Source organism: Subsaximicrobium wynnwilliamsii (assembly GCF_007997225.1).
Taxonomy (GTDB): Bacteria; Bacteroidota; Bacteroidia; order Flavobacteriales; family Flavobacteriaceae; genus Psychroserpens; species Psychroserpens wynnwilliamsii.
Map to the genome: position 1 here is coordinate 69,843 of NZ_VORM01000018.1, position 25,036 is coordinate 94,878.

23 protein-coding genes and 2 pseudogenes are annotated in these 25,036 nt (G+C 37.3%); 14 read left to right on the top strand and 11 right to left on the bottom strand.

What is annotated here, in order from left to right; translation table 11 throughout:
• Positions 1-73: 73 nt before the first annotated feature.
• Positions 74-2,464 carry a hypothetical protein gene (locus ESY88_RS14555; protein ID WP_147087484.1) on the top strand — a complete coding sequence of 797 codons (2,391 nt, stop codon included), beginning with the start codon at positions 74-76 and terminating at the stop codon, positions 2,462-2,464.
• Between the two features lie 76 nt (positions 2,465-2,540).
• Here ESY88_RS14555 and recQ read toward each other — a convergent pair whose 3' ends face one another.
• Both recQ and ESY88_RS14565 read right to left on the bottom strand, forming a co-directional pair.
• On the bottom strand, positions 2,541-4,622 hold the full coding sequence (gene recQ / locus ESY88_RS14560; protein WP_147087485.1) for a DNA helicase RecQ: 2,082 nt from the start codon (positions 4,620-4,622) through the stop codon (positions 2,541-2,543).
• Between the two features lie 557 nt (positions 4,623-5,179).
• Positions 5,180-5,515, bottom strand: a complete 336-nt coding sequence (locus ESY88_RS14565) for a single-stranded DNA-binding protein (RefSeq protein ID WP_147087486.1) — start codon at positions 5,513-5,515, stop codon at positions 5,180-5,182.
• A gap of 783 nt (positions 5,516-6,298) precedes the next feature.
• On the opposite strand from ESY88_RS14565, the gene ESY88_RS14570 reads away from it, so the two are divergent.
• The 4 genes from ESY88_RS14570 to ESY88_RS14585 all read left to right on the top strand — a co-directional run bounded on the left by ESY88_RS14570 (position 6,299) and on the right by ESY88_RS14585 (position 9,348).
• A complete protein-coding gene (locus ESY88_RS14570; protein ID WP_147087487.1) occupies positions 6,299-6,763 on the top strand; it encodes a PIN domain-containing protein in 465 nt (154 codons plus the stop codon).
• 419 nt (positions 6,764-7,182) lie between these two features.
• Positions 7,183-7,905, top strand: coding sequence for a hypothetical protein (locus tag ESY88_RS14575; RefSeq protein ID WP_147087488.1), 723 nt, complete (start codon positions 7,183-7,185; stop codon positions 7,903-7,905).
• 320 nt (positions 7,906-8,225) lie between these two features.
• Complete coding sequence (locus ESY88_RS14580; protein ID WP_147087489.1) at positions 8,226-8,921, top strand: hypothetical protein; 696 nt, start codon at positions 8,226-8,228, stop codon at positions 8,919-8,921.
• A 13-nt stretch (positions 8,922-8,934) separates the two neighbouring features.
• Positions 8,935-9,348: a hypothetical protein gene (locus tag ESY88_RS14585; protein WP_147087490.1), complete on the top strand. Its 414-nt coding sequence runs from the start codon at positions 8,935-8,937 to the stop codon at positions 9,346-9,348.
• A 264-nt stretch (positions 9,349-9,612) separates the two neighbouring features.
• Here ESY88_RS14585 and ESY88_RS14590 read toward each other — a convergent pair.
• Positions 9,613-9,909: pseudogene (locus ESY88_RS14590) on the bottom strand (transposase); the annotation flags it as partial.
• Positions 9,910-9,966: 57 nt separating this feature from the next.
• Between ESY88_RS14590 and ESY88_RS14595 the strand changes: the two are divergent.
• The 7 genes from ESY88_RS14595 to ESY88_RS14625 all read left to right on the top strand — a co-directional run bounded on the left by ESY88_RS14595 (position 9,967) and on the right by ESY88_RS14625 (position 13,502).
• Entirely contained in the window at positions 9,967-10,170 is a 204-nt protein-coding gene (locus tag ESY88_RS14595) for a hypothetical protein (protein WP_147087491.1), read from the top strand.
• Positions 10,167-10,607, top strand: a complete 441-nt coding sequence (locus ESY88_RS14600; protein ID WP_147087492.1) for a PIN domain-containing protein — start codon at positions 10,167-10,169, stop codon at positions 10,605-10,607. The genes ESY88_RS14595 and ESY88_RS14600 overlap by 4 nt, the downstream gene beginning before the upstream one ends.
• Before the next feature lie 322 nt (positions 10,608-10,929).
• Entirely contained in the window at positions 10,930-11,817 is an 888-nt protein-coding gene (locus ESY88_RS14605; RefSeq protein WP_147087493.1) for a KilA-N domain-containing protein, read from the top strand.
• A 280-nt stretch (positions 11,818-12,097) separates the two neighbouring features.
• Complete coding sequence (locus tag ESY88_RS14610; protein WP_147087494.1) at positions 12,098-12,547, top strand: hypothetical protein; 450 nt, start codon at positions 12,098-12,100, stop codon at positions 12,545-12,547.
• The gene (locus tag ESY88_RS14615) at positions 12,544-12,837 is read left to right on the top strand and encodes a hypothetical protein (RefSeq protein ID WP_147087495.1); all 294 of its coding nucleotides are present in this window, start codon (positions 12,544-12,546) and stop codon (positions 12,835-12,837) included. The genes ESY88_RS14610 and ESY88_RS14615 overlap by 4 nt, the downstream gene beginning before the upstream one ends.
• A 156-nt stretch (positions 12,838-12,993) precedes the next feature.
• Positions 12,994-13,179 (top strand): hypothetical protein, encoded by a 186-nt coding sequence (locus tag ESY88_RS14620; protein WP_147087496.1) that lies wholly within the window; start codon positions 12,994-12,996, stop codon positions 13,177-13,179.
• Between the two features lie 137 nt (positions 13,180-13,316).
• Positions 13,317-13,502: a type II toxin-antitoxin system RelE/ParE family toxin gene (locus ESY88_RS14625; RefSeq protein ID WP_223270842.1), complete on the top strand. Its 186-nt coding sequence runs from the start codon at positions 13,317-13,319 to the stop codon at positions 13,500-13,502.
• A 260-nt stretch (positions 13,503-13,762) separates the two neighbouring features.
• Here ESY88_RS14625 and ESY88_RS14630 read toward each other — a convergent pair whose 3' ends face one another.
• The gene (locus tag ESY88_RS14630) at positions 13,763-15,256 is read right to left on the bottom strand and encodes a sodium/proline symporter (RefSeq protein ID WP_147087497.1); all 1,494 of its coding nucleotides are present in this window, start codon (positions 15,254-15,256) and stop codon (positions 13,763-13,765) included.
• A 601-nt stretch (positions 15,257-15,857) separates the two neighbouring features.
• Here ESY88_RS14630 and ESY88_RS14640 point away from each other — a divergent pair.
• Entirely contained in the window at positions 15,858-16,547 is a 690-nt protein-coding gene (locus ESY88_RS14640) for a DNA alkylation repair protein (protein WP_147087498.1), read from the top strand.
• Positions 16,548-16,780: 233 nt separating this feature from the next.
• Here the strand turns inward: ESY88_RS14640 and ESY88_RS14645 are convergent, their stop codons facing one another.
• The 6 genes and pseudogenes from ESY88_RS14645 to ESY88_RS14665 all read right to left on the bottom strand — a co-directional run bounded on the left by ESY88_RS14645 (position 16,781) and on the right by ESY88_RS14665 (position 22,069).
• Complete coding sequence (locus ESY88_RS14645; RefSeq protein ID WP_147087499.1) at positions 16,781-17,830, bottom strand: flavin monoamine oxidase family protein; 1,050 nt, start codon at positions 17,828-17,830, stop codon at positions 16,781-16,783.
• Between the two features lie 774 nt (positions 17,831-18,604).
• Positions 18,605-20,479, bottom strand: coding sequence for a T9SS type A sorting domain-containing protein (locus ESY88_RS14650; RefSeq protein ID WP_147087500.1), 1,875 nt, complete (start codon positions 20,477-20,479; stop codon positions 18,605-18,607).
• Positions 20,480-20,717: 238 nt separating this feature from the next.
• Positions 20,718-20,834, bottom strand: coding sequence for an NAD(P)-binding protein (locus tag ESY88_RS14655; protein WP_223270841.1), 117 nt, complete (start codon positions 20,832-20,834; stop codon positions 20,718-20,720).
• A 363-nt stretch (positions 20,835-21,197) separates the two neighbouring features.
• A pseudogene (locus ESY88_RS21475) lies at positions 21,198-21,503 on the bottom strand (DUF5655 domain-containing protein); the annotation flags it as partial.
• A 15-nt stretch (positions 21,504-21,518) separates the two neighbouring features.
• Positions 21,519-21,665 carry a DUF4287 domain-containing protein gene (locus tag ESY88_RS21480; RefSeq protein ID WP_317128686.1) on the bottom strand — a complete coding sequence of 49 codons (147 nt, stop codon included), beginning with the start codon at positions 21,663-21,665 and terminating at the stop codon, positions 21,519-21,521.
• A 179-nt stretch (positions 21,666-21,844) separates the two neighbouring features.
• A complete protein-coding gene (locus ESY88_RS14665; RefSeq protein ID WP_147087501.1) occupies positions 21,845-22,069 on the bottom strand; it encodes a hypothetical protein in 225 nt (74 codons plus the stop codon).
• A gap of 427 nt (positions 22,070-22,496) precedes the next feature.
• On the opposite strand from ESY88_RS14665, the gene ESY88_RS14670 reads away from it, so the two are divergent.
• On the top strand, positions 22,497-23,348 hold the full coding sequence (locus ESY88_RS14670) for a prenyltransferase (RefSeq protein WP_147087502.1): 852 nt from the start codon (positions 22,497-22,499) through the stop codon (positions 23,346-23,348).
• Between the two features lie 6 nt (positions 23,349-23,354).
• Here ESY88_RS14670 and ESY88_RS14675 read toward each other — a convergent pair whose 3' ends face one another.
• A complete protein-coding gene (locus tag ESY88_RS14675) occupies positions 23,355-24,860 on the bottom strand; it encodes a phytoene desaturase family protein (protein WP_147087503.1) in 1,506 nt (501 codons plus the stop codon).
• Positions 24,861-25,036 lie beyond the last annotated feature (176 nt).

Genomic DNA, 25,036 nt, shown 5'->3' on the forward strand with positions numbered 1-25,036 from the left:
ATTTCAATCGTTTTCACGTTATTTGCTCAAAATAACCAGATTTGATTTGCCCTATTTCATTTGAAAACCTACTATGCATAAACCACTAACATTCCGCTTAAACCGAAACTTCTCAATCGCTGTGTTTCTATTCTGTTTTAGCCTGTTTAGCTTCCTGGTTGAGGCGCAAACCGCTAACAACAGTCTATTGGATAACTTTCAAGCATACACCAAATTACCTAGGGAAGTCACTTACGGCCATCTTAATAAAAGCACTCTCATTAAGGGCGAAACTTTAGGCTTTGCGATTTATGTTTATGATAAAAACCTTAAAGCGCCTTCAAACAGCACTACTAATATCTATTGCAGCCTAGAAAATGAATCTGGCGAAGTCCTGAAAAAATCTCTGATTTTGGCCGAGAATGGCGTGGCAAATGGTGTTTTTGAAATAGATAGTCTCTTTGATTCTGGAAATTACATATTCAAGGCCTACAGCAATTGGATGAAAAATTTTAATGAGCAGAACTTTTATATCGAAAATCTAAAAATCATAAATCCAGAAGATTACAAGAAAGAGGTGACCACAAATTCACAAGATATTGATGTACAGTTTCTACCCGAAGGAGGCCATCTTATCGCCAATGTCAATAACAGTATTGGTGTAACCATTAAGAACAACTTAGGTTATGGCATCCCTAATCTTAGCGCAGGCGTCTATGACAACACTGGCACTGAAATCACCAATTTCAAAACCAATGCTTTGGGTTTGGGCAAGTTCAGCATCAAACCTGTGGATCAAGAGCGCTATACCGTAAAAATCAAAGAGGTCGAAACTCCCCAAATCAATCTATCTCCTGCAGAATCCATAGGTCTAAATCTCAAGTTGACTGATCTGGGAAATCGTGTGGCGCTCTCCATTAGAACCAATCCAGAAACCTTATCCCAGATTGAAAGCAAGCCTTACAAGTTGTCAATTCACAACGGAAATTTGATAACAATCGTCGATTTCAATTTTGGCAGTGAACTTGAAGTGACCAAAGTATTGAATTATGAGAATTTATTTGAAGGCATCAATATTTTCACTGTGTTCAATGAAGATGGCCAACCCATCTTAGAGCGTTTGTTTTTTAAATATGATGGCATTGGCATTGTTAAGTCTGAAACCATTGTGACTAAAAGAGAACCAGACTCTGTGGTGGTAACCGTTCCGTTTGAAGCTGCTTTTTCTGAAAAGTTTAGCAGCCTGAGTGTATCCATTCTACCAGAGCATACTAAAAGTAATAACAACCATCAAAACATCATTTCGCAGGTCTATTTACAGCCCTATGTTCGCGGATTTATAGAAAATGCAAAATATTATTTTCAGGATATTGATCGACAGAAAAAATATGAGCTAGACATGCTGCTATTGACCCAAGGATGGAGCAGTTATGATTGGACTAATGTCTTTAGCCATACGCCAGAGGTTGGCTTTGAATTTGAGAACGGTATTAGCTTTAAGGCCAATACACGAAACTCCAAAGAAGATCAATTTGTGGTTTATCCATTGAAAAACAGTCCAACAGTTATGACAAACATCAAAGAAGGTCAAAAATCCTTTGAAGTCAAGGGACTGCTTCCAGAAGACGATGAGAAAATTAATATTGGGGGGATCTCTAACAGAGAAAACGTGAACAAACCCAGTATCTACCTTCAATTTTATCCTTCCAAGGTGCCGTCGCTTGAGAAATATGCCAAATTTTTACCGGTTAAGGAAAACAGGCCTTTTGAAGGCAATGAAAATGACCCCATACTTGTAAGAGCCTTCGAAGAGATTCAAGCTTTGGATGAAGTTGTTATTACCGCACAAAAGGAAGTAGATCGCATCGAAAAAATCACCAGACGTCACAATGGGCGAGTTGATGTTTTTGACGATATCCAAAGAAACTCCTTTATTGATTTTGCATCTTATATTAGCAGTAGGGGTTTTGTGGTTAACCAAACTGCCACAGATCTCAACATTAGCACCGCAAGGACCATTTCTTTGAATGCGAGCAGAACGCCCCTCATTTACATGGATAATTTTTTGCTAAACGATTTTAGCATCCTGCTAAATTATGATATGGCCAATGTGGATTATATTGTTATTGATAAGTCTGGTTTGGGAGAAGGCATGCGCGGGGCAGCTGGAGTGATAAAGATCTTTACAGACCCAAGGGTTATGCTTAATAGTCCCTTAAATAGAGATGTGACCCAAATTGTTGATATTCCATTAACCTTTACATCGCCCAAAAAATTCTATACGCCAAAATACACCTATTATAGAAGCAATTTCTTTCAAAATTATGGTGTTATTGGCTGGGAACCGAAACTTAAAATTGACAGCAATGGCAATTTGAATTTCAAAATTCCAGATACTGGAAATGAGCGTTTGAAATTGTTTATTGAAGGTGTCGCCAATGACGACGAGTTTGTGACTGAAGAAAAGACCATCGTCATCAATTAATTACAAACTTTAGAACAGGCAAAAAACACCCTTAAATCCTATTGCTGAAATCAAGAATAGACCTGCCCGGTGGTTTTCATACCGTTTCCAAATACAAGGCCAATCGCAACTTCCAATACGGAATTTCTTCCTCAAAATGGGTAAACAATTGCTTTAGACCTTCCAATTCGTCGAAGCTGTTTTTGGCAGCTATGATTTTTGATCTTTCTTCGGAAGACATGAATTGCTCTAGATCGACATCTTTTCCAGCCTCGTGAATTTTTATGAGATGGCTAAAAATGGTGCTGTCCTTGAGATTTCGTTTTTCGGCGATTTCAGCAATTGAGCGTCCGCCCTTAAAAAGTGAATAGGTTTCTTCGTGGGTTGGTACTTTAGACGTTTTGCTTCCGCCATAATTTCCAATCGCTTTTAAAAACGCTTCCGCATATTTATCCTGTTTGGCCTGTCCAACGCCTAAAACTTCAGCAAATTCCCTGGTGCTGCTTGGCTTCTTCGCATCCATGTCTTTCAAACTGGCATCACTGAACACGATGTAAGCCGGCACATTTTCCGTCTTGGCGATCTCTGCCCGCAATTGACGCAGTTGCTCAAACAAGCCAGAGGTTTTGGCCGATTTTTTACTGATTTCCTTCGCTTCCGCCAGATGCTTTTTAATATTGGCCAAACGCACGGTTTTATCCTCAAACAGGATTTTTTTCGCCAAAGGTGTGAGCATGAGGCGCCCGTTTTCATGAAATCGAATTTCCAGAATCCCCTGATTGATCATTTGTATGATGTACTGTTGCAAATCCAACCAAGCGAAATCCTGTGCTGCGCCGTAGGTTTTTATATTTTGGTAACCCTTGTCAAAAACCTGCGCATTTTGAGAGCCTCGCAACACATCAACCACCATCCCGAGCGCTTCAACTTCTTTCAAGCGCGCCACTGCCGAGCAGACTTTCTTGGTCAAGACCGTCCCGTCAAAATATTTGGGAGGCGCTTTGCAGATGTCGCAATTGCCACAATTCTCGGTCAATTGCTCGCCAAAATAATTGAGCAGGGCAATGCGCCTGCAGCTCAAAGCTTCCGCGAATTGCTGCATGCGCTCCAATTTTGCGATTTGGTAGGTTTCGTTGGAACTGCCTTCAGCAAATTTGCGCAGTTGCACCACATCGGCATAACTGTAAAAAAGGATGTTGTGAGCCGCTAGACCGTCACGACCGCTTCGGCCAATTTCCTGATAATAGCCTTCAATGTTTTTCGGCATGTTGTAATGAATGACCCAACGCACGTTGCTTTTATCAATCCCCATCCCAAAAGCAATGGTGGCCACAATGATTGGCACCCGATCGTTGATAAAATCTTCTTGGATACTGTTGCGCGCTTCCGCTGAAAGTCCGGCGTGATAGGCCTTCGCCTCGATGCCGCTGGCATTGATTTTACTCGCGAGACTTTCGGTGCTTTTTCGGCTTAGGCAATAAACGATGCCACTTTCCTCAGGTCTGGAACCGATGAATTTCAAGATTTGCTTTAGGCGATTGGTGCCAGGACGCACTTCCAAATAGAGGTTCTTTCGGTCAAAAGAGGCCAGGTGCACGGGTGCGTTTGGGATGTTGAGCTGGGTGCGGATATCGGCTTGGGTCGCTTTATCGGCAGTTGCTGTAAAAGCCACCAAAGGCGTTTGCGGAAATTGAGATTTCAAATAGCCCAACTGGGTATACGCCGGGCGAAAATCGTGGCCCCAAGACGAGATGCAATGCGCTTCATCTACCGCAATGAGGTTGATGTTCAAATTATTGAAATATGGCGACAGGTTCGCCAAGCTTTCTGGAGCCACATAAAACAAATCGAGTGCGCCGTTGGCCAATTGAGATAATATGTCGTTTTGCACTGTGGTGTCCTGACTGCTGTTGTAAAAAGCAGCCTTGATGCCATTGGCTTTGAGCGCATCTACTTGATCCTTCATGAGGGCAATCAAAGGAGAAATCACGATGGCGGTACCATCGAACATTAAAGCTGGCAATTGGAAACACAGCGACTTTCCGCCACCGGTGGGCATGATGGCAAGAATGTCCTTTTTATTTAGGATATCGTTGATTATGGCTTCTTGGTTAGGTTTAAAACTATCGTAACCGAAATGCTTTTTCAAAAGGGAAAGGACGGGTTGCTCTGCGATCATGGCGGTAAAATTGGCTGTGTTAATTATTTTGGACTCTCAATGTAATCCTGTGGTACTCTTTATTTTTTTATTATTTTATTCGGTCATTTCTATGGTTTAAGACCTCATGATGGGCTTCGCAATTCTTCCGCAAACAATGAGTTGCCAGACAGACGGAAAAAAATTCAGACTTAAAAATCGTTCAGTTGAATCTCAATTTCCGATAAGGCTGTTTTCATTATTTCAGGCTATTCAGATCCAAAGGAAGCAGTGCTCGCGTCAAAGTTCAGTCTGCAATTATTGTTGCATTTCTTCTCTGGAATTCGGCATTTCAGAACAAATCGATCAGCGTTTCTTTATGAAAACTGCATAGGTTTTGTTGCCAATGCGTTTAGCAAAGTACCATCAAGATATCAGTGCATATTTGAAATGGATTTCACTTTTTACGCTCAAGGAACTTCGGAATTGGTAAAATTACAAATTGCAACCAGGGTTAGAGACTAAAGACCAAAAAAAAATCCAAATCCCAAGCTTTATTATGAGATTTGGATGTTTTTGTTTGGGCTCAAGGGCTTGGATTATTTGCCGCCCAGCATGAGCATCTCATTGCAGACCACTTCGGTAATATAACGCTTCACGCCCTCTTTATCGTCGTAGGAGCGGGAGGTCAATTTGCCTTCGATGGCGATCTCCTTGCCCTTGGTCAGGTATTTCTCAATGACCTCAGCGGTCTTGCCCCAGGCCACCACATTGTGCCATTGGGTATCCTTGACCAGTTCGCCCTTGGCGTTCTTGTAGCTCTCGTTGGTGGCTATTGAAAATTTGGCGAGCGTCTTGCCAGACTCCAACTTCACGATTTCTGGGTCGTTACCCAAGTTGCCGATTAACTGTACTTTGTTTCTTAACGTAGACATAAGATAAGGTTTTGATAAGTTGAATCTCATTCGTTCAATCCAACAGGGCAAAGATGCGATGGCTTCCAAATTGTATTCGGTAGTTAGTTGTTTAAAATCGTTTGTAAGTGTTTGTTGTCGTTTGTACTTGGGGTTGGGTTGGGTTGGGTTGAGGGATTGTTTTAGTTGGGGACTTACTTGACTTTGGATACTTTTAAATAACAAGTGGTTTTGGGGGTTTATTGTAGGAAAATGGTATATTGTTGGTTTGATACGTGTTGTAAAAAATGGCGTAATTCTCTCATAAATAGACAATCGGAATTCAAAAAACTATTCCTTTCACGGTCGCGGAATTTTTATTTCAGATTTCTAAACCAGTCCGATATAAAGCAACGCGGATTTTTAGTCTGGTTCGTAAACAGACAATTTTGCGGAACCTTGAATTAATCAAATCCACTCTGAATAAAATCGTGTTGCGAAATTGCTCACTCACACGGAATTTTACACTCGGGCGGAATATAAAAGTTTGCGGATATTGGGAACGGCGGAACTCACTCAATCGCACTATCTCCGGGAAAGCAACAACAAAACACCATAATTCCAGGCCACTTTTCACAACATCGCGTATAATTAATTGCTTGGCCTGTTCTTCTTCCGAAAATCCTCGTGGATTCGCTAGTTCGTTTTTATTTGCTAAATTAGTGGCTTAAAGACGCAACTACTCATACTTAAGAGCGTTAGGCACAAGGCAAAAAAAAATCCGTCTACAATTTAACTTCTCGCTGAATTTCGTAAATTTAGGAAATGAAAAAACAACGGATTTATTTGGACACTTCAATTTTCGGCGGATTGCACGACGAAGAGTTTAAAGATTATACGGAGCCTTTATTTGAGCGGGTTAAAAAATCTGAATTTGAAATAATTTACTCAAATGTTACGGAACAGGAATTGGAAAATGCGCCTGACCGAATAAGAGCGACCGTTGAATTGCTTCCTAAAGATTCGACTGTTTATGTAAAATCGGATATTGAATCAGCCAATTTGGCCAAAAAATATATTGATGAAGGAGTCGTTGGTCCAACATCATATGCAGATTGTCTGCACATTGCTATGGCAACAATACATAATGCGAACATTTTAATAAGCTGGAATTTTAAACATATTGTAAACGTAGTAAGAATCGTAGGATATAATTCCGTAAATATTGCGGAAGGCTATAAACCAATAGATATTCGTTCACCAAGAGAATTAATGACTTATGAAGACTAAAGAAAAAAACGCGAAAAAAACCTTTGATGCCGTAAAATTTATGCGCGAACAAAGGGACAGAATTTCAAAGGACATAATGAATTTAAGTCCAGAGGAAATTGTCAAATATTTTGAACAGAATAAAAACAAAAAGCGGATAAAGCCCAGTGCCTAACACCTTGTTTAAGCCATTGCTGGGTCTGTGCCTATCTGGAAAATCCTCACGGATTTCCCAGCGGAGTTTTGTATTTTTAATTACTAGTTTCTTGCCTACGCAACCACCCACTCACCCATTCCATCAACCCCCACCACAAACCATCAAAAAAATTACGTAGTTCTACGTATATGATATGTCCTTTATTTTGTCTTACTTGCTGTTATTATTCAGATATACAATTGTCTATATCCAGTCGTTGTGTGTATTTTAAAAAACCAATCCAATGAAAAAAATTTTAATCCTGTTTGTTGTAGTCATGTATTTAGCACCTCAAAATTTGAAAGCTCAAAATGATGGAGCGGCTGTAGCGACTGTTGCTGGTGGATTGTTAGCTATTGGAGCCGGAATTGCTGCAATAGAACAAATGAAAGAACAAGCAGAATTAACTGCAACAGAATGGTTCTTAACAAACCATCCAGAATACAATAAATTTTCACTCAAAACGCTCGACTTTGATGGGAAGAAACTGAAGGATATGTCTTCAACATCAGTAATTACATTTAAAATTAGAGAATTTGATATCAAAGGAAATGAACCAGAATTAGGTAAAAAATTGGTCTTATTTGGTTTTACAAGTTACGGTTGGATTAATGAATATGGTATTGACTTCAGCAAAGTAGAATGGTTTCTGATTGATAGTAATGAATGGATGAATATGATGACTGCATATACTAAAGTGGCTTCAAGCGAAAAAAATGAGGGTACCATTCGAGGCGCATTAAAAGACGGAAAGGTCGTAAATAAAGGGGTTAAAGTAAAAAATAGAGAAGATATTGATTTTTACAAAATAGAGGGAGATATGTATCTAGTGACAGACTACTCACCTGAAATGAAATTTATTTATAATGAACGCTCACTAGGAATTTATCTAAAAGAAACAATGAATTTGATTCAAATTGGACGAGGTAATTTAATTAATATTCACGAGTTCTTTTTTGATGAATAAAAATGACTTACAACACCTTATAAAATTAATTGCTGTTGCAAAGCTAATTAAGAAAATCCTCGCAGATTTTCCAGCGGAGTTTTGTACTTTTAATGGCTCGTGTGTGAGACACGCAACGGCTCATACACATCAACGTTGTGCGTAAGTTGCTCACTCAACCTAAAAAAACTATTTCAATAAATAAAAAGAAGCTTTCAGGCGGATTTTCGGGACTGAAACCCTAATCTTGTTTAACGAACGTAACTAACCGAGTATCAGTAAATTATATTTTTAATATTAAATATTTTGTCGTAATATTGTAAAATATAAAACAAAAAAATATGATTGAAAATTTAATAAAGTGGAAAGAAGGTGTTTATGAATTTAACACCAGATTAATTAAATCATTGGAAGAAAAATCAAACTATAAAGACCTGTATTTTGGCTTCGAAATCTTTGATGGAAAACCTATCACAAATCCAGAAATTCTTTTTATAGGTATTAATCCTGGTCGCGGTAATGGAGATTCTGGGAAAAAAATAATAGAAACTGACCAAATATCTTATCTAGATATTTACAATGATGATTATAGAGATGATTATCCAAACACATATCATTTAGCAGAAAAGACTATTAAGTTTTTTAAGTTAATCAACTGGAGTGATGAAAAAATAAAAAGTATTTTTAAAGAAAAAGTTGTAAAAAGTAATTTTTTCCATTTAGCTACAGAAAACATAAATGATTTGAAAAAGGTTATTGACGACATTCAATATAGCAATGAATATTTTAAAAAAAGCGCCTATTTTTCAATACAGTTAATCAACATACTAAAACCTAAAGTTGTGATTTTAGAAGGTAAAACTGTTTTTAATAATATTGTAGAACAATGCTATGAACAAAAGGTATGGACTTCTAACGATTTTGGATATTTATACGACAAGGTAAATAATACTCATATTATTGGATACAAAAGAAGTAGTTTTACGAATGAAAACAGAGAATTTTTCACAAATAAACTTCAAGATATTCTATCATAATAAAGATAAATTTATGCCTAATTTTGACCAAATTACTATGTTGAAAAGAGTTTTAGAGACTTCTTTTATCAAGGAATCAATTTATAGTTTTTTACCAACAGAAAAACCGTATTCAGATTTGTTAACAATCAACAACGACAACGAGTTTGTTAGCCTATCAAATGCTAATGCCTTCATAATACCTATCCTTGAAGCTGACGAAAACACTATCGGAAAAATAAAAGAGAAACTAAACCATATTTTTAATCGAGAAAAATTTGTAGTTTCATTTCAAAAATCGGAATATGAAAGTGAATTTGAAAATATGGTATATATTGAGATAAACGATTTAATCAAGCATGCCGAAAAAAATGGAGCTTGCAAAAGAAACTTATTTAGTTTATCGCTAAAAGAACTAATATTTAAAGATAAAACCTACGCACAATAACTAAGTATTCGGCTCGCCGATAGGCCAGAGATGAATACTGTGTTGACGAATCCGGTTGATTTGCCGTCTATGGGTAAAACGTTGAGTCGAGGGAAGGATGGTTGGAAGTTTTGCTTTTATTGATGTGGTCAGAAAGCATAAAGCTTACTTGTTTTCTAACGCCATGAGTGCTTTTTAGTGGTTTAAATTTTCAATAGCTGGTTTTCATCGTTTAATTTTAAAGTTAAGGCATAGTAGAGCCAGTCCGCATGTGCAGAATAATTTTTAGTTGCTCCCATTCAATTTCCTGTCTTTCAGTAAAACCCGCCAATTCTCTGGAGGCCCACGATCGTTGAACAATAGTATCGTATGCAATCTCCCTTTTTTACAGACAGGACATCGGCGATGCAAAAGTGGTTCTTTTGTTCTGACAGGTTCCCTCTTTACAGTGGCCAGTTCAGCTTGTAGTTTTGGCAACTTCTCTTTTTTCCAATTGCTGCTCAAAATGCCATAGTGCCGTATTCTGGTAAATCCCTTGGGTAAAACGTGCAGGGCAAAGCGTCTGACGAACTCCTGGCTCGACTCCAAAGCATTAAAAAAAAATTTAGGAACGATTGAAAATTTTGAGTACATTTAAATATGCAAATCGAAAGAACAAATAAAGAAATATTAATCCGAGTATCTTCTGGAACGGATTTGGTCGGACTTCAACGGATTTTGGACTATCTAAAATTCCGTGAAATAGCATCAAAAAGCAAAGCATCTCAAAAACAAATCGACGAACTTTCTTCCGAATCCAAATCTTCTTGGTGGAATAAAAACAAAAGTCGGTTTGTAAAGTGAAAATCGTAATCGATACTAATATAATTTTCAGCGGACTTTTAAGCCCAAATGGAACAATTAGTGACCTTTTGCTGAATTCGTCAAATACGTTTGATTTTTATTCACCAACTTATCTGCTAGACGAACTTGAAAACCACAAGAAAAAACTATTAAAAATTAGTGGATTATCAGAAAAGGAACTGGGTTTTCTGCAACGCCATTTATCCAAAAAAATAGACTTGATTGATTTGGAATCCATCAGAGAATCAACTTGGGAAACAGCGATAGAACTAACCAACCATGTCGACGAATTTGATGCACCTTTTATTGCTCTTGCGCTGGAACTGGATTCACCACTTTGGACTGGCGATAAGAAATTAATAAAGGGGTTGAACAAGAAAGGAATTGACTGGATTTTGACAACAGAAATTATAACTGAAATACGAAACGAGGAATAAAATTGCTTGCTAACAAAGCACCGTGTACAAGCCATTGCTGGGTCTGTGCCGACTTGGAAAATCTACGGATTTACCAAAGTTAGTTTATATTTACAGAGGTTCGTGCTAAAACATGCCACAGCTCATATACATAAACGTTGCCAATAATACTTAAAACCCGATAATTCAATATAATTTTCTGCACTAAATTTTAAGATTTTCCCTTTTTAGTCGTATTTAAAGTAACAATCAAAGTGATTTTTGTTTAACTGAATTTTTTTTTATAGAAATATTAAGCTACGATAATTAAATTATCTTTGAATAATAATTGAAAATATTTAAAATGGCAAAAAGAAACAGCATAATTGTAGAAGGTACAGAAATAAATATAACTTCTTTAAAAGAGGAAGATTATATTTCTCTTACCGATATGGCGGGAAGCAAAGATGATGATAGCAGAGCTGCTGATGTTATTAAAAACTGGATTAGAAACAGGTCAACCATCGAATTTTTAGGCACTTGGGAATCATTATACAACAAAGATTTTAAAGTGGTCGAATTCGACCACTTTAGAAAAGAGGCAGGTCTTCCAACTTTTACTATGAGCGTTTCTAATTGGGTAGAATCCACAAATGCTAAAGGAATATTTTCAGTAAAAGGAAGATATGGCGGAACATATGCGCACAGAGATATAGCTTTTGAATTTGGCTCTGCAATTAGTCCTATATTCAAACTTCATATTATTAAAGAATATCAAAGACTCAAAGAAATTGAGACTGATAAGTATGGTTTAGAATGGGATGTCAGAAGGATTTTGAGTAAAACTAATTATAAAATACATACTGATGCTGTAAAAAAACACATCATTCCTAAAACCAGATATAGCGCGGCTAAAGAATGGTTAGAATATGCGGATGAAGCTGATTTATTAAACATTGCATTATTCGGATGCACTGCTAAACAATGGAGAGAATTAAATCCTACCAAAGTCTTGAATGGCGAAAACATAAGAGATATGGCAAGTATCAATGAGTTAGCAATATTATCAAATCTTGAGAGTTTGAGTTCAACATTAATAAACAATAACATTACTAAAAAAAATAGGCTCAAGATACTTATTGATACTGTTAGAGAACAAAGAGAGACATTAGATAAAATTGATATTATTAAATCGCTGAAAAAGAACAGTAATAGAACTTTCATAGATGCGAAAAGAAAACTAAAGGAATAAAAAGATTTGAATATCAATAAAATTTTGGAAATCGAAATCGTACTATTGGCAACACCGTGTACAAGCCATTGCTGGGTCTGTGCCGATTTGGAACATCTACGGATTTACCAAAGTTAGTTTATATTTGGAGAGGTTCGTGCTAAAACAAGCAACTAGTCATACTCAAACCCATCCCCCACAATCACGAAAAAATCACTACTCCCATTTATATTAATTGCTTTTACCGTGAATGCACAGCAGGAAGACACTGTGGATTTGAAATGGAAAAATAGCCGATACTTTGACTTACAAGACTGTAATGCGTGATGTTGTTCTTGAAAAGAGTAAGGAACAAACTGAAAATGATTCGATCTCTGGAACAATGAGCGGCATGTTTAAAGCCTTACAAAACCAGTTATCTGGTTTGAAATACGAAACAAAATTGTTTCCAGACAACACAGGAAATGTGGATATTGAAATGTTGCTCAAAAATGACAAAGCCGACACTACAGAAAAATTATTTTCTGGAATGGCTAAAATGAACGGAAATGTTGTTTTAAGAGGTAAAGTAAGTCCGGAAGGAGAAGTATTGAGCTTCTATTACAAAAGAGCTCAAAACAATCTTATTTCGATGCTGTTTGAACTTCCAGCCAAACCAGCTAAAGTTGGCGATGAATGGAATTTGAAAGTGGATATGATTACGATGGACCAAAACTTTAAAGCCGATACATATTCAAAAAAAACACTGTGAGACTTAAGGATTTGAAAATAACAAATGGAAGAAAAATAGCAGTAATCGAATATGATTTACAGGAATATGTTTCGGGCGATTTTGGAAATGGTATGTTATCAATGTTTACTAAAGACAGCAATGACAAAAAAACAGTCATGAAAATGTCCCATAAAGCCACTGCCGAATTTGATTTAGAAAAGGGTTACTGGATTTTATACGACGGCATCATGACCGTTGAGACCAATTTTTCACTTATGGGAATGGGAGGAAGTAAAAGGACTGAATTTAAACTGACACCTGAAAAATAATTTTAGCCTCCTTACGAAAATCCTCGCGGATTCATAATTCGTTTATATTTGCTAGATTAGTTGCTCAAAACATGCAACTAACCATACCCAAGAGCGTTGTGCAACATTAGGAAAACTCATCAAGTTGTCGGACATTTAAGGCCAAAAACAAAAGTAATGGCAACAGTTGACAACATAAGAAACGGATTGATTGATAAAATCCTATCAATTAAAAACAAAGATTTTTTACAAGCTCTTGACAATTTAATAACTTCAAGCTCTTCTTCCTCTGAATTGGTCGAATTAACCAATGAGCAAAAAGTAATGTTAGAAATAAGTGAAGAGGATATTAAGAATGGCTAACTGATTTCTCAAGATGCAATGAATAAAAGAAATCTGGAATGGCTAAACGCAATGTAATTTGGACAAGAACTGCCGATTTATAATTCGTCGGAATTTTAGAATATTGGGTTAAGCGAAATAAATCCAAAAGATATTCAATTAAGCTCGTAAAATTGGTTTCGGAACGAACAAACCAAATAGCAGAAACGCCTTTTATTTACAAATCAACTGACTTTAAAGATGTTCGAGTTGCATCTCTTGGAAATTACAGCATTTACTATAAAGTTTCAGAAACTGATTTAATAATCTCTGCATTTTGGGATAACCGACAAGACGGAAAATAACGTTGCACAACAACGTATTCATCTCATATATAGGTATTTGATTAAACGGAGTTAAGGTATATTTGCGAGTCGGCCAAATTTCTAAATTTAGGTAGCAGTATTCCTTCGGTGGGCTTATTGAGATAGAAAGTTAATAAGTAAAATTTGAAAATTCGGCTCGTGCTCAATCAAAAATATTTTTATAATTCTTAAGGAGCGACTAATCAATCTCGTCATCGGTACTTAACTGAATCCTTTTAAATCTCTATATGAAATTGGAATTACTCAATACCATCATGTTTAGGAGGATATATTTTTGAAGCAATATATCCAGTGATCATTGCCAAGGCGAAAGAGGGCGCCAGAACATCTAATTCCTGTAAATAGGCTCCTATTCCTTCGATTTTAGCAAATACAAACTTGAATAGTATCACCGATGCAAACCCCGTAATCATAGAAACAATCGCCCCTTGTTCTGAATAGCCTTTCCAGAAAAGTGATAGAATGATGACAGGGCAGAACGTTGCGGCAATTCCAGACCATCCAAAAATCATAATCCAGAAGACCTGCCTATCTGGATACAGGTTATATAATAAAATGGCGATGCCAAGGGCGGCCATGGCCATGGCAACAGTAACGAGTCTTGAAAGTTTCGTTAAATCCTTATCTTTTAAATCTGGTCTAAATATTTTCTGATAGAAATCTCGTGTTATAGCACTAGAGGCCAGAATAAGAAGAGAGTCTATGGTCGACATAATGGCTGAAAGCACAATAGCAATAAAGATCGCTACTAGAATGGTGGGTAAGAACTCATGAGTGATCATGCTCAAAACATCTTCACCCCCAGTTCCTAAAATAGCTTCAGGGTCTTGTCCTTCTTTTGTGAAATAAATTCGGGCAAGAATACCTATCGTTACTGCTGCGGCATCGGTTAAGAGTGTGAAAATCAAGGCTACCCACTTCCCTTTATCTATCTCTTTTTCACTTTTAATAGACATAAAGCGAACATAAACCTGTGGTGATCCTAAGAAGCCTAGGCCAATCATAGAGAAACCCAAAATTGTAAAGAAGTTCATCCACCCGTCTTCACTTCTACCCATTATTTGAGTTAAAGTGGGGTCAATAGCATTTAATCCTGCGGTAACTCCAGCACCATGATCCATAGAAAACCAAACTACAATGGGGATCAAAACCAGGCCAAAAAACATTAAAATCCCTTGGAACATATCCGACCAAACTGCAGCCACAAACCCACCAACAAAAATATAGAGGAGAACAATGCCAAAACCTACTAAGGCGCCAATGCGATAGTCAATATTGAGCATGGATTCAAATGCAATTCCCGTAACATCCATTTGGGAGGCGACATAAATGACTACGAAAACCACGAGTACAGAGGCCGATAAAATTCGGAGCGTGTTGGTGGAGGATTTGAAATGACTTTGGAGATAGTCAGGAATGGTAATAGAATTGTAGTCGTCTGACCGCCTTTTGAATTTTTTGGCCATAAATTGCCAGGAAAGAAAAACACCTAAAACTTCACCTACAACCACCCAATAACCAGAATAGCCTGCAATGGCTCCCATTCCAGTTAGACCAATCAACAGCCATCCAGATTCGCCGGTTGCTCTAGCCGAAAAAGCAACAGCCCAAAATCCCATTTTTTTACCCCCCAAATAATAATCGCTCATACTTTTGACTCTCCGTGAGGCGAGTATTCCGATTAAAAATAGAATAGCGACATAAACGGATAGGACGATAAGTTTTGTGATCATTATTTCGAATTATTTTTTTTGAAAATCGCTCGTAAAATATTGTTTTACGCTGTAAAAACCGCAGAGATATAAGGCATTTTTATAAAAAAAATAGGGAAACCTTACTAGAGTAGCAAGATGTTTACCTTTTGCTGTTTGTATCGAGGCCTGAAGCAAAGCGGGTTTAGTGGAGCACTCGCATAGGAGAGTCAGCTGTAAAAAGACAAAAATTTCTAATACAAATCCACATTCTTAAATGGAATTACAGCTAAAATTACTGCTTCAGTATAATACTTGGTTCTGTCAATACTAGGCAAATTTTTTTATTGATGATAATCGTAATTGCATTTGGGTCGTTTTCTTTTACTAATTTAGTTGCTCATCATATGCATCGCGTCGTGCTTCATTAAGACTAACCAAGGTTCCATTCAATAACTTAATGCAACAAATCTAAATTTATCCATAGGACTGAATTACTTTAATGACATTTGACCTAGTTGAAGACAACCGATTTGAGAATGATACGGACAAAAGAATTGCGGAAAAAAATAATCGAAGCGGAAAGAGATTGGAGAATATCATGTGAATCCTTGAATGATTTTATGACGGTAAAAAAAACCAAATGACTGCTAAAGCATTTATTGAAACTTTAAAAATAATCGGTCAAGATTACTCGGGAGAAATCCCGAAACGGGAACTATTTTCTTTAGCGAAAGCCTATCAGCAAATTCCTGTATCTGAAGTTGTGAAATTGCTAAAAGATGAAAATGTCAACCATAGACTTGGAGCAGTATCTATTTTAGATTGGAAAGCACGACATAAGAAAACTTCTAAAACCGAACGAGAAAAGATATACAGCGCTTATATCGATAATCATAAATGGATTGACAATTGGGGTTTGGTAGATAGAAGTGCACCGTATGTGGTTGGAGGCTATTTACACGACAAAGACAAAAAAGCATTATACGATTTAGCAAAGTCCAAAAACCCAATGGAACGAAGAACTGCAATTGTGAGCACTTATTATTTTATCAGAAAAAATGAAATAGAAGACACTTTTGAGATTGCTGAAATTCTTGTGTATGATACAGACGAATCTGTTCAAAAAGCTGTGGGAAGTTGGATAAGGGAGGCTGGAAAGCAAAATGAAGAAAAGCTAAAAAAATTTCTCGACAAACACGCCAGTGACATGCCAAGAATTACACTTCGCTACGCCATTGAGAAATTCGACAAGAAAAGCAGAGCATATTACTTGAATTTGAAGAAACAGGCGGAAAAGCCTGCAGGTAACAAAGACGTAAATAACACATAGTGCGAGTCGTTGCCAACACAAAGGTTCGGCATTTTTGGAACGTCACCAAGTTTTATAATTTTCATGCTACGAGGCAAATACAATACCGCTCCTTGATATAGCGGAAAAATTGTTTTTGGATTTCTATTTGTACGTCTTGCAATCCGCTCAATTTTATATTCAAGCCGCCTATCCTGTTATTTTACACCTTGATGCCAACAGGTTTTTTATTTCTGAATCACCTGCTATTTTGGCTAAGCGCTGTTGGAGGTAATTATCTTTTTAGCCGTCATATTCGCTGAAGATACAGCGCCATCCATATAACCAGGAAATTCGGAAGCTGATTCAGAGCTTGAAATTAATAATCTACCACTATAAAGTGCTTCATTAAAAATTGGGTTGCCATTATTTTGATGCGGATATAGCGCGGTAATGGATGCCTCAAATGTGTTTTCCTCTTTGCTCCAGATGCATTCTTCATAATCCATGAATGCTTCAGCTTGCGCTCCAAAAACAGTTTTTAGTTGATTGATCACACTGGCACGTCTTTTTTCATAAGTAAGCGTCTTAAAGGAATCATTTATGAACCCGCAAAGTGCGTATTTAGACCTTTTGTGATTGCAATGGTCATACAGTTCGGTAACAGGGCCAGCGTTACTGAAAAAGGCTCCCGAGCGGTTTTCTTGTTGCCAAAACGGCTGTTTGTAGGTTAAGGCCACTTTAATGGAGTCTTCCATCCAGGTATGTGTTTGCCTTGCTACAGTCATCAAATCACTTGGTAACTGCGGCTCAAATAAGATGTTGTTTGCCCACAGTTTAGGAGGGATGGCCAAAATAACCGTGTTGGCTTCAAAAACAGCTTTTGCAATGACTTGAACAGCGTTTTTATGACACCTAATTTCTTTTACAGATTGATTTAGAATGAGTTCATCCTCATCGAATTGTTGACATAAGGTGTTTATAAGCTTGGATGTGCCACCCGCAATTCTATAATTAGGGGGTTGACTGGGTATTTGTATGGCGTTTGCTGCGGCGTTAGAATAGGGCTGAAAAAATGACCTGCCCTCCATATACTGTTCAAAGTAGTTTATTTCTAATTCGTCCAACAATGCTATGAGCTGTTTATGATGGTTCCCAAACCAAGTTGCGCCCATTTCCACCGGTGCATGGCCTGTTCCATAGATGGTGTTTATTCTTCCGCCAACTCGAGTTCTTGCCTCTAGAATTTTAAATGGAATGCCTTCTTTTTTTAGACGATATGCCGTCAAAAGCCCCGACAAACCTGCTCCAATTATTATAATCATCTTGCAAAAATAACGAAGTTGAGACTTAGTTTCTAAGCGGCGCTTGTTAATGTTGAGGTAAATCAAACATCCGCGGGAAGGTCATTCTAAATTATTCACATTTCAATTTCTGAGAATGGAGCATGGTGTTAAAAATAATGGATTTTTACTGGTTTGAATTTTTCAATCAGCTGTAAATTCAGGTTTTGGCAGGGGTGTAATATTTTGTGCAACCAAAACGAAACGCGAACCAATACTATCGATCCAGGAACTTCTAAAAACTGTCTTTGATTTGAAGCCTTTTTGCTAGGTTATTCATTTGAACGTCTCAATGGAAAAAGAACTTGCATCTCTGCCTACTTTTATAAATTTTAAAACTCGATAAAATAAAACACTAGTCCAATTAAAATGCTGAAAAGTCATTAAGTTACTTTTAAATGCTATGATTTTACGAGGTTTTAAGAGTGACACCTTGTTTTTTTGAAAATAATTTTAGCGAGAGTGAGAGCTTATTTTCTATACCAATTATAACTGCTTATCAGCTAGTTACAATCATCCCGAAAGCTTTCGGGATTGTTCTTAGTCCTCAGAGCGCAGCGGTCTTAATTCTTTTTCGGTCAACAATGAAAATAAAGCACACTTTTAGCCGAATTCCTCTCGGTTTATTCATGGATAAACAATATCAGATTAGATTCCATTTTTTTTTAATGATGAAGGATTTTAAGAAGAGGCTAAACATAATAAGCCTGCCGTTTTAATAAAGTGGCAGGCTTAAAAAACTAAAATTTAAATTTATTATCTCACTATAAACTTTTTTGTGATTTCAGAAGAGCCACTGTTTATCTTTATGAAATACATACCGCTTTGCAAATTTTCTACTGGTACAGACGCGGCTGAACTTGTTCCATCGAACTTCAATCCTTGTAATTCAAGAACCTGTTTGCCTATTTGATCATATATGCGGACCGTTATCTCATTAGGCATCATATTAGGGATGCTTAGGTTTAGAATCTCTCTCGCAGGGTTTGGATAAATAGCAATTGAAGAGAGGTTACTGTCTTTAATTGAAAGCACTTCAGTTCCCTCATAAGCACCTAAGAATGTTTCTGGTGATCTTCTGGTAGTCCCTTCGATATCTAAAGGCACCTCGGGAAGCGTAGGAACTAAGTAATCGGTTGTAGCGACAAGATCATCAGCAAAACTAAGATCTCCTAAGGATGCATCTAAAAATTCTGGCAAAAAATTCACACTATTCTCGTTGGTTTCAGAAAACGAGATAAAGTCCTCTAAGTTGTTGGTAAATTGCTCTGTGCCGCCAAGTTCTCTTCCTATGGCACCTAAATACCCGTTATCACCATCTGCATAGAGATCATTGTAGTCTGATATCAAAAATCCTCTCGAGGTATTGCCATCTACTAATCCAAATGATCTATAATTAGGTGACGAAGTCGAAATGTTGTTTACAATTATATTGTTAAAGACTTCCCCGGGAAATTGGCCAGTGGAGCCTCCAGATAAATTAACACCAGCGGAACTGTAACTTACTGGTAATTCCGCTTCCAGAAAAATGGAATTATGTAAAATACTTGCCAAACCATTATTCCCGCCCTGGTTGAAAATCCAAATACCTGTTATGGTAAAACTCGGGTCTGTCGTTGAAGCGGTAAAATCACTTCTTATCAAACCCGAAATTTTGTTGTTGGCGATCAGTGTTGTATCTCCTAACCAAGTGCTTGACCTGATACCAAATACGGCACCAATTGTACCTTCATATTCCAAATTATTTATTTCGTTTTCAGTAACTTCCCCAGAACACGAATCTAGGCTGATACCGGAAGTAGAAACTGGCAGTGAGGGGGCAGAATTTAAATTAACAACACTTTCTATGACATTATTCTTAATGATCATATCCCTGCCACCCAGAGCATTGATTGCCAGCGCACCACTACTAAAGTCGTGACCTAAGCTTTGGTTGGCTCCAAATGTGGACTTAATGATCTGATTATTAAAATCAGGCTGTGTTATTTGACCTAAAAAGCTGGAAGCACAACGGAATTGTATTCCCCATGATGTATTATCAATCGTAACCTTATCAATTATATTATTACTGTTTGAGGTTTCTAAGGAATTCCCTGAAGAGGTAAAGAAAATCCCTCTTGTAGCCGATATAGGCCTAGCTCCAGATGCTCCTAAAAATATAGAGCTATTTGTGATTATATTGTTAGAGCATCCTGCAGCACTTGTGCCTACAAAATGATAACCAAATTCAAGTTCTGAACCAGAAGTACTGCCATCGACTAAACCAATACCGTCAAACGTTATATAACTTAGGTCATTGACCCTAATGATGGCTTCATTACCATTAGAGCTTCCAACAGCCTCAATCGTCACTGATCCTGGGTCTGCAAAAAAGGTAATTCTGCTCGTTTCACTTAAACCGGAAATATTTTCCAATAAAATTCTTTCATTATATACACCAGGGAGTATAGTAAACGTTACGCCACCTTCGTCAACACCATTTAATTGCAAATCATCTATCGCAAGCAAAAAAGTTTCGTAATCGGCAGTATTGTCGCCAATAGTATAAGTTCCGCTTAATGCTTGAGCATTCATGTTGCCTGTGACCAGCAGAACCAATAGAATCGTAATTACATTGTAAATTTTTTTCATAGTTAAAGTTTTAAGTTTTAACTAAAATACGATTTAGCAAGGAGTTGTAACGTAAAAATTTTTAAAAACGTCAAGATTGAGCCGAACCAAGCATTGAGGTTGATAATCTTTATCAGAACCTAAAAGCAGTTTCCAAAATAATTAAATACTCAGCAATAGCTTAAGCACGTCTAACATCTAAACCGATTTAAATGTCCAAAAAGTATTTTTCCGCAGTATTGCTATAAGGGTTTGTGTATTATTTAGACACGCCAACTCGAGTTCTTGCCTCTAGAATTTTAAATGGAATGCCTTCTTTTTTTAGACGATATGCCGTCAAAAGCCCCGACAAACCTGCTCCAATTATTATAACCATCTTGCAAAAATAACGAAGTTGAGACTTAGTTTTCTAGGCTTCGGTCGTTAATATTGTGGTGGATCAAAAATAATACCCCTCAAGATCTTCTAAATTATTTCGGTTTTAATTTCCGCGAAGGCTCTCTTTTTATATACAAGTTAAGATTACAATTCATTGAATTAAAACATAATTCAAAAAAGACAAACGGGAGAAATAAGTTAGTGTTATTAGCAGAACCTCACATGTTGTCAACATTGAAACCCGGTCTCTTTGCTACAGATTTCGAATAGTGCGACGAGGTTTTTCTTCATTCCCTTATGAAACGCGTTGAAAAGTGTTTTTTAATTCGAATTAACAAAGGCCGGATTTTTGAGTCTTTATTTATTCCGCATTTTCATAGGCTTCCTTGAGCCAGTTATTCAGCTCGCTATCAATGTCGTTGACACTTGAAAGCTGCACGCGGTGTGTGCACATTGTGCCAAAAGGCGCAGAATTTTTGAGTCGGTGTGTTGTGGGCTTGTCCTTTAATTTTAGCCCCAAATCAATTCTTGTTTTGGTTGCGGGCTTTATCAATGCACATTGTTTTTTTCTAATAAGGCTTACGCTCGTCTTTTTAGGTGTAATTGTAAGGTCATTGCCAAATTCGTTGATGAGCATTATTAGAGCTTCGTAAATTGGAAGTACATCTTCCTTGCCTTTATACTATTTTTCAACAAGGTTGGTTGCTGTGTCGTTTTTTTCTTTTGACAATGCAGCAATGGTATTTGCAAACCCATGCGTCACATGATGTTCGTTTTTAAGAGAAATCACAGCTTCAGCATGTTTGGCAAATGACTTGGGTTTCAGTATTTTTCACCATTCAGTCAAAGACTTGCCTGTTTTTTCAGGCATCTTGTCAATCATTGTTTGTAGTGCTTTCTCCCTAATTTAAGAATTAACTGAAGGTTTTCAATATTTGATACTGATGATGATGCCTTCAGAAGAAATTATTTTGAGTGATCAAGAACAAGCCTTGCTAGCGATTTGTTTCATTCTACGATTTCGTAGTCAATACTCAGTTTGCGCAAAGCCCTTAAAGCTGAAGCAGAGTTTCTGTCTTCTACGGCAATGGCTACAGCATCTCCTTCTAAGAGTATATCTGTAAGTTCATTTGACAAGGGTTCATCCATAGAAGATGAAATCTCAGCAATACATTTGGCTATCGCTCTTCTATCTGGCCTTTGAGCATCACAAGACAATAAGTTTAATTTCATTAGAGTTATTTAGTTATGCCATCTACTGGCGTTGAGATGCTTCTGGATTATATTTGCACCATTATGCATTTCTTATTTTTAACCTCAAGCACAGCAAGGTTCATTGTTGAAATACTTGAAAAATTAAATCCGATAATTTAAGAATTCAACACAGTTTCTTGCGTGCAATTGCACACAGTGCATTGAGCTTAGCTGTTTAAGTTGGCGATTTTCGCTATTGAACGAAGTTAGTTGTTTTTTGCTGAAAAGCCAATAGTTAGTGCTGCCTAAAGATAAAACATAAGAACCGATGGTATATTCAGGGTTTTATCATGCGATATTGACTTTTAAAGGACGCTGTTTTTGTTTAATGAAACCTAAAAAAAATTAAATGAATAAACTTAATTAGTTAGATTTAACGAGTCTGTCTCCTTATTTTTGCGACGATATGAAAATGACGCTCAAAGAAATTTTCTTAGTCTCTAGACCGCGATTCTGGATGTACGTCCTTGGGACTTTTCTCGTTGGTGTCATTGCATCAGGAAACTTATTTTTGTATGATGCTACCACTACCCTGCTTTTAATAGCGTTTGGTTTATTCTTTACCCTACCCGCTAATGTTTTCATCTACGGTATTAACGATATCTACGACTACCAAACCGATATCCATAATGATAAAAAGATAAAGTACGAATCTGTATTGAAACAAGACAAACACAGAAGCTTGTGGCTCATCATTGTGCTGCTACTGCTTCCGTTTTTGCCTTTATTTTTTATGGTCAATCTGCCGGCAAAACTCGCTTTGCTGTTGTTTTTGTTTACCGGCCTGTTTTATTCAGCACGGCCCATAAGAGCAAAAAGCAAACCCCCTTTAGACGTTCTGTTTTCTGCAGTTATATATGTCACACCAGCACTCGTTGGGTTTTTTATCACCGGCAATACCAACATAGAATGGTTAGCAGTACTTGGGGGTCTTATTTGGGCTTTTGGGATGCAAACCTATTCTGCGATTCCAGATATTGAAGCCGATAAAAAAGCGGGTGTGAATACCTTGGCAATTATGCTTGGTGAGCAGAAATCTTTTTGGTTTTGCTTATTGGCCTATGTGATCTCGGCCTCGATTGGCTTTTACTACGTAGGATTTATTGCCATTGTCTTCGGAAGTGTTTATAGTGCCATGGTGCTATTAAGCATCTATAACAGTTCAAAATTATTCAAATATTACACTTACTTCCCACTCATCAATGTGATTACAGGCGCAGTATTGTTTTTCTATCTATTTTTTAAAGCAATAGGGTAACGAAAACTACAGGGATTTTAAGGGTTTGGAGGTTTTAATCTTTTGAATACGCTTGTAAACAAGTTCCGCCGAAATCAAACAAATGGGCATCCCAATGCCCGGACTTGTACCAGCACCCACATAATAGAGATTTTTTACCTTTTTGCTGTAGTTTAAAGGGCGCTTTAGTGTTTGTTTCAAGGTATGCGCCATTCCTAAGGCAGTGCCTTTATAAGCGTTGTAATCTCTTCGGAAATCATCGCTCCAGTAAGACCGTTCATAAACGATGTAATCTTCGAATGCAGGTAATTTTAAATCCGTTTTCATCAGATTCAAAATCTTCTGACGATAGCTGGCCATATCAGCTTCGGAAAGTGTCAAGCCCGGAGGAATTGGCACAAGAACGAATAAATTATCAGTACCTGCTGGCGATAAATCTGGATCGGTTTCCGTGGGCTTACAAATGTAATAACTTGGGTCTTCCGGAAGCTGAGGCGTATCAAACAACTCTTTGAAATTTTGTTTCCAATCGCCACCAAAGCGTAGGTTGTGATGACTCAAAACCTCCAATTCTCTATCTAAACCAAGATACATGATAAACGCACTCGGACTCAAAACAGCCTTTTCCCAATATTTTTCAGGATAGGTTTGGTGACGCTTCTCGAGTAAATGGGTTTCCGTAAACCATAAATCGGCATTGGAGATAATCATGTCTGCTTCTAAAACAGTTCCGTTTTCGAGTAGTACGCCGGTTGCTTTTTTGTTTTCAACTCTAATTTTTGACACAGGACTGTTGGTCATAAATTGGGTGCCATGCTTTTTATTGATGCTTACCAAAGCCTTTACGATCTCGTAAATACCGCCTTTAGGGTAGTAAACGCCCATATTGAAATCGATGGCATTCATGATATTATACATGGCCGGTGTTTTTGAAGGATCAGAACCTAGAAACACCAAGGTATATTCCAATATTTTTTTAACCCGCTCGCTTTGAAACCATTTATTCAAATAAGATTGCATGGTTTGAAACGGATTGAGTTCAATCCCTTTTTTAATCACATCCCATTTTAAAAAATCCAGGGAAAATCCCATATTGCGATACATAAACGTATCCTTGGCCATTTCATATTGCTCTCCAGAACGCTTGAGGTACTCTTTAATCTTAGGCGTAATACCTGGCTCCAGCTGCTCAAAAAGCGGCAAGTCCTTATCCAGATCCGAATGGATATCAACGATGGGTAATTCTTCATCATTGGAAAAAAACACACGATACGACGGGGAAAGTTTTATAAGATCTAAATGTTTGGAAACATCTTCATCCAGCAATTTGAAATACTGCTCAAATACATCGGGCATGAGATACCAAGAAGGCCCCATGTCAAAGGTGTAACCCTCGGCTTCAAAAATATTGGCACGACCGCCAAGATTGGCATTCTTTTCAATGACTGTGACCTCATATCCAGATTTAGCCAACAATGCAGCAGCACCTAGACCTCCAATCCCAGAACCTATAATTATGATTTTCTTTTTCAACACTGTAAAAATAATGAAGCTTTTAGTGGTTTGAAATTATTTAAGCAGGAATTATGAAAAGTTGTTCAAATTTGATTTGGACTGAAAATCATGCGGCGATGAATGTTATGTTCTTTGATTACCCAGTTTATCGAAACAGCTTGCCAGCAGAACCTCCGCGAGTTCTGAAACTTCAA

Coding starts and splice junctions, on each gene's coding strand:
- ESY88_RS14555 (WP_147087484.1), top strand. CDS start 74: ATGCATAAACCACTAACATTCCGCTTAAACCGAAACTTCTCAATCGCT.
- recQ (WP_147087485.1), bottom strand. CDS start 4,622: ATGATCGCAGAGCAACCCGTCCTTTCCCTTTTGAAAAAGCATTTCGGT.
- ESY88_RS14565 (WP_147087486.1), bottom strand. CDS start 5,515: ATGTCTACGTTAAGAAACAAAGTACAGTTAATCGGCAACTTGGGTAAC.
- ESY88_RS14570 (WP_147087487.1), top strand. CDS start 6,299: ATGAAAAAACAACGGATTTATTTGGACACTTCAATTTTCGGCGGATTG.
- ESY88_RS14575 (WP_147087488.1), top strand. CDS start 7,183: ATGAAAAAAATTTTAATCCTGTTTGTTGTAGTCATGTATTTAGCACCT.
- ESY88_RS14580 (WP_147087489.1), top strand. CDS start 8,226: ATGATTGAAAATTTAATAAAGTGGAAAGAAGGTGTTTATGAATTTAAC.
- ESY88_RS14585 (WP_147087490.1), top strand. CDS start 8,935: ATGCCTAATTTTGACCAAATTACTATGTTGAAAAGAGTTTTAGAGACT.
- ESY88_RS14595 (WP_147087491.1), top strand. CDS start 9,967: ATGCAAATCGAAAGAACAAATAAAGAAATATTAATCCGAGTATCTTCT.
- ESY88_RS14605 (WP_147087493.1), top strand. CDS start 10,930: ATGGCAAAAAGAAACAGCATAATTGTAGAAGGTACAGAAATAAATATA.
- ESY88_RS14620 (WP_147087496.1), top strand. CDS start 12,994: ATGGCAACAGTTGACAACATAAGAAACGGATTGATTGATAAAATCCTA.
- ESY88_RS14630 (WP_147087497.1), bottom strand. CDS start 15,256: ATGATCACAAAACTTATCGTCCTATCCGTTTATGTCGCTATTCTATTT.
- ESY88_RS14640 (WP_147087498.1), top strand. CDS start 15,858: ATGACTGCTAAAGCATTTATTGAAACTTTAAAAATAATCGGTCAAGAT.
- ESY88_RS14645 (WP_147087499.1), bottom strand. CDS start 17,830: ATGATTATAATAATTGGAGCAGGTTTGTCGGGGCTTTTGACGGCATAT.
- ESY88_RS14650 (WP_147087500.1), bottom strand. CDS start 20,479: ATGAAAAAAATTTACAATGTAATTACGATTCTATTGGTTCTGCTGGTC.
- ESY88_RS14655 (WP_223270841.1), bottom strand. CDS start 20,834: ATGGTTATAATAATTGGAGCAGGTTTGTCGGGGCTTTTGACGGCATAT.
- ESY88_RS14665 (WP_147087501.1), bottom strand. CDS start 22,069: ATGAAATTAAACTTATTGTCTTGTGATGCTCAAAGGCCAGATAGAAGA.
- ESY88_RS14670 (WP_147087502.1), top strand. CDS start 22,497: ATGAAAATGACGCTCAAAGAAATTTTCTTAGTCTCTAGACCGCGATTC.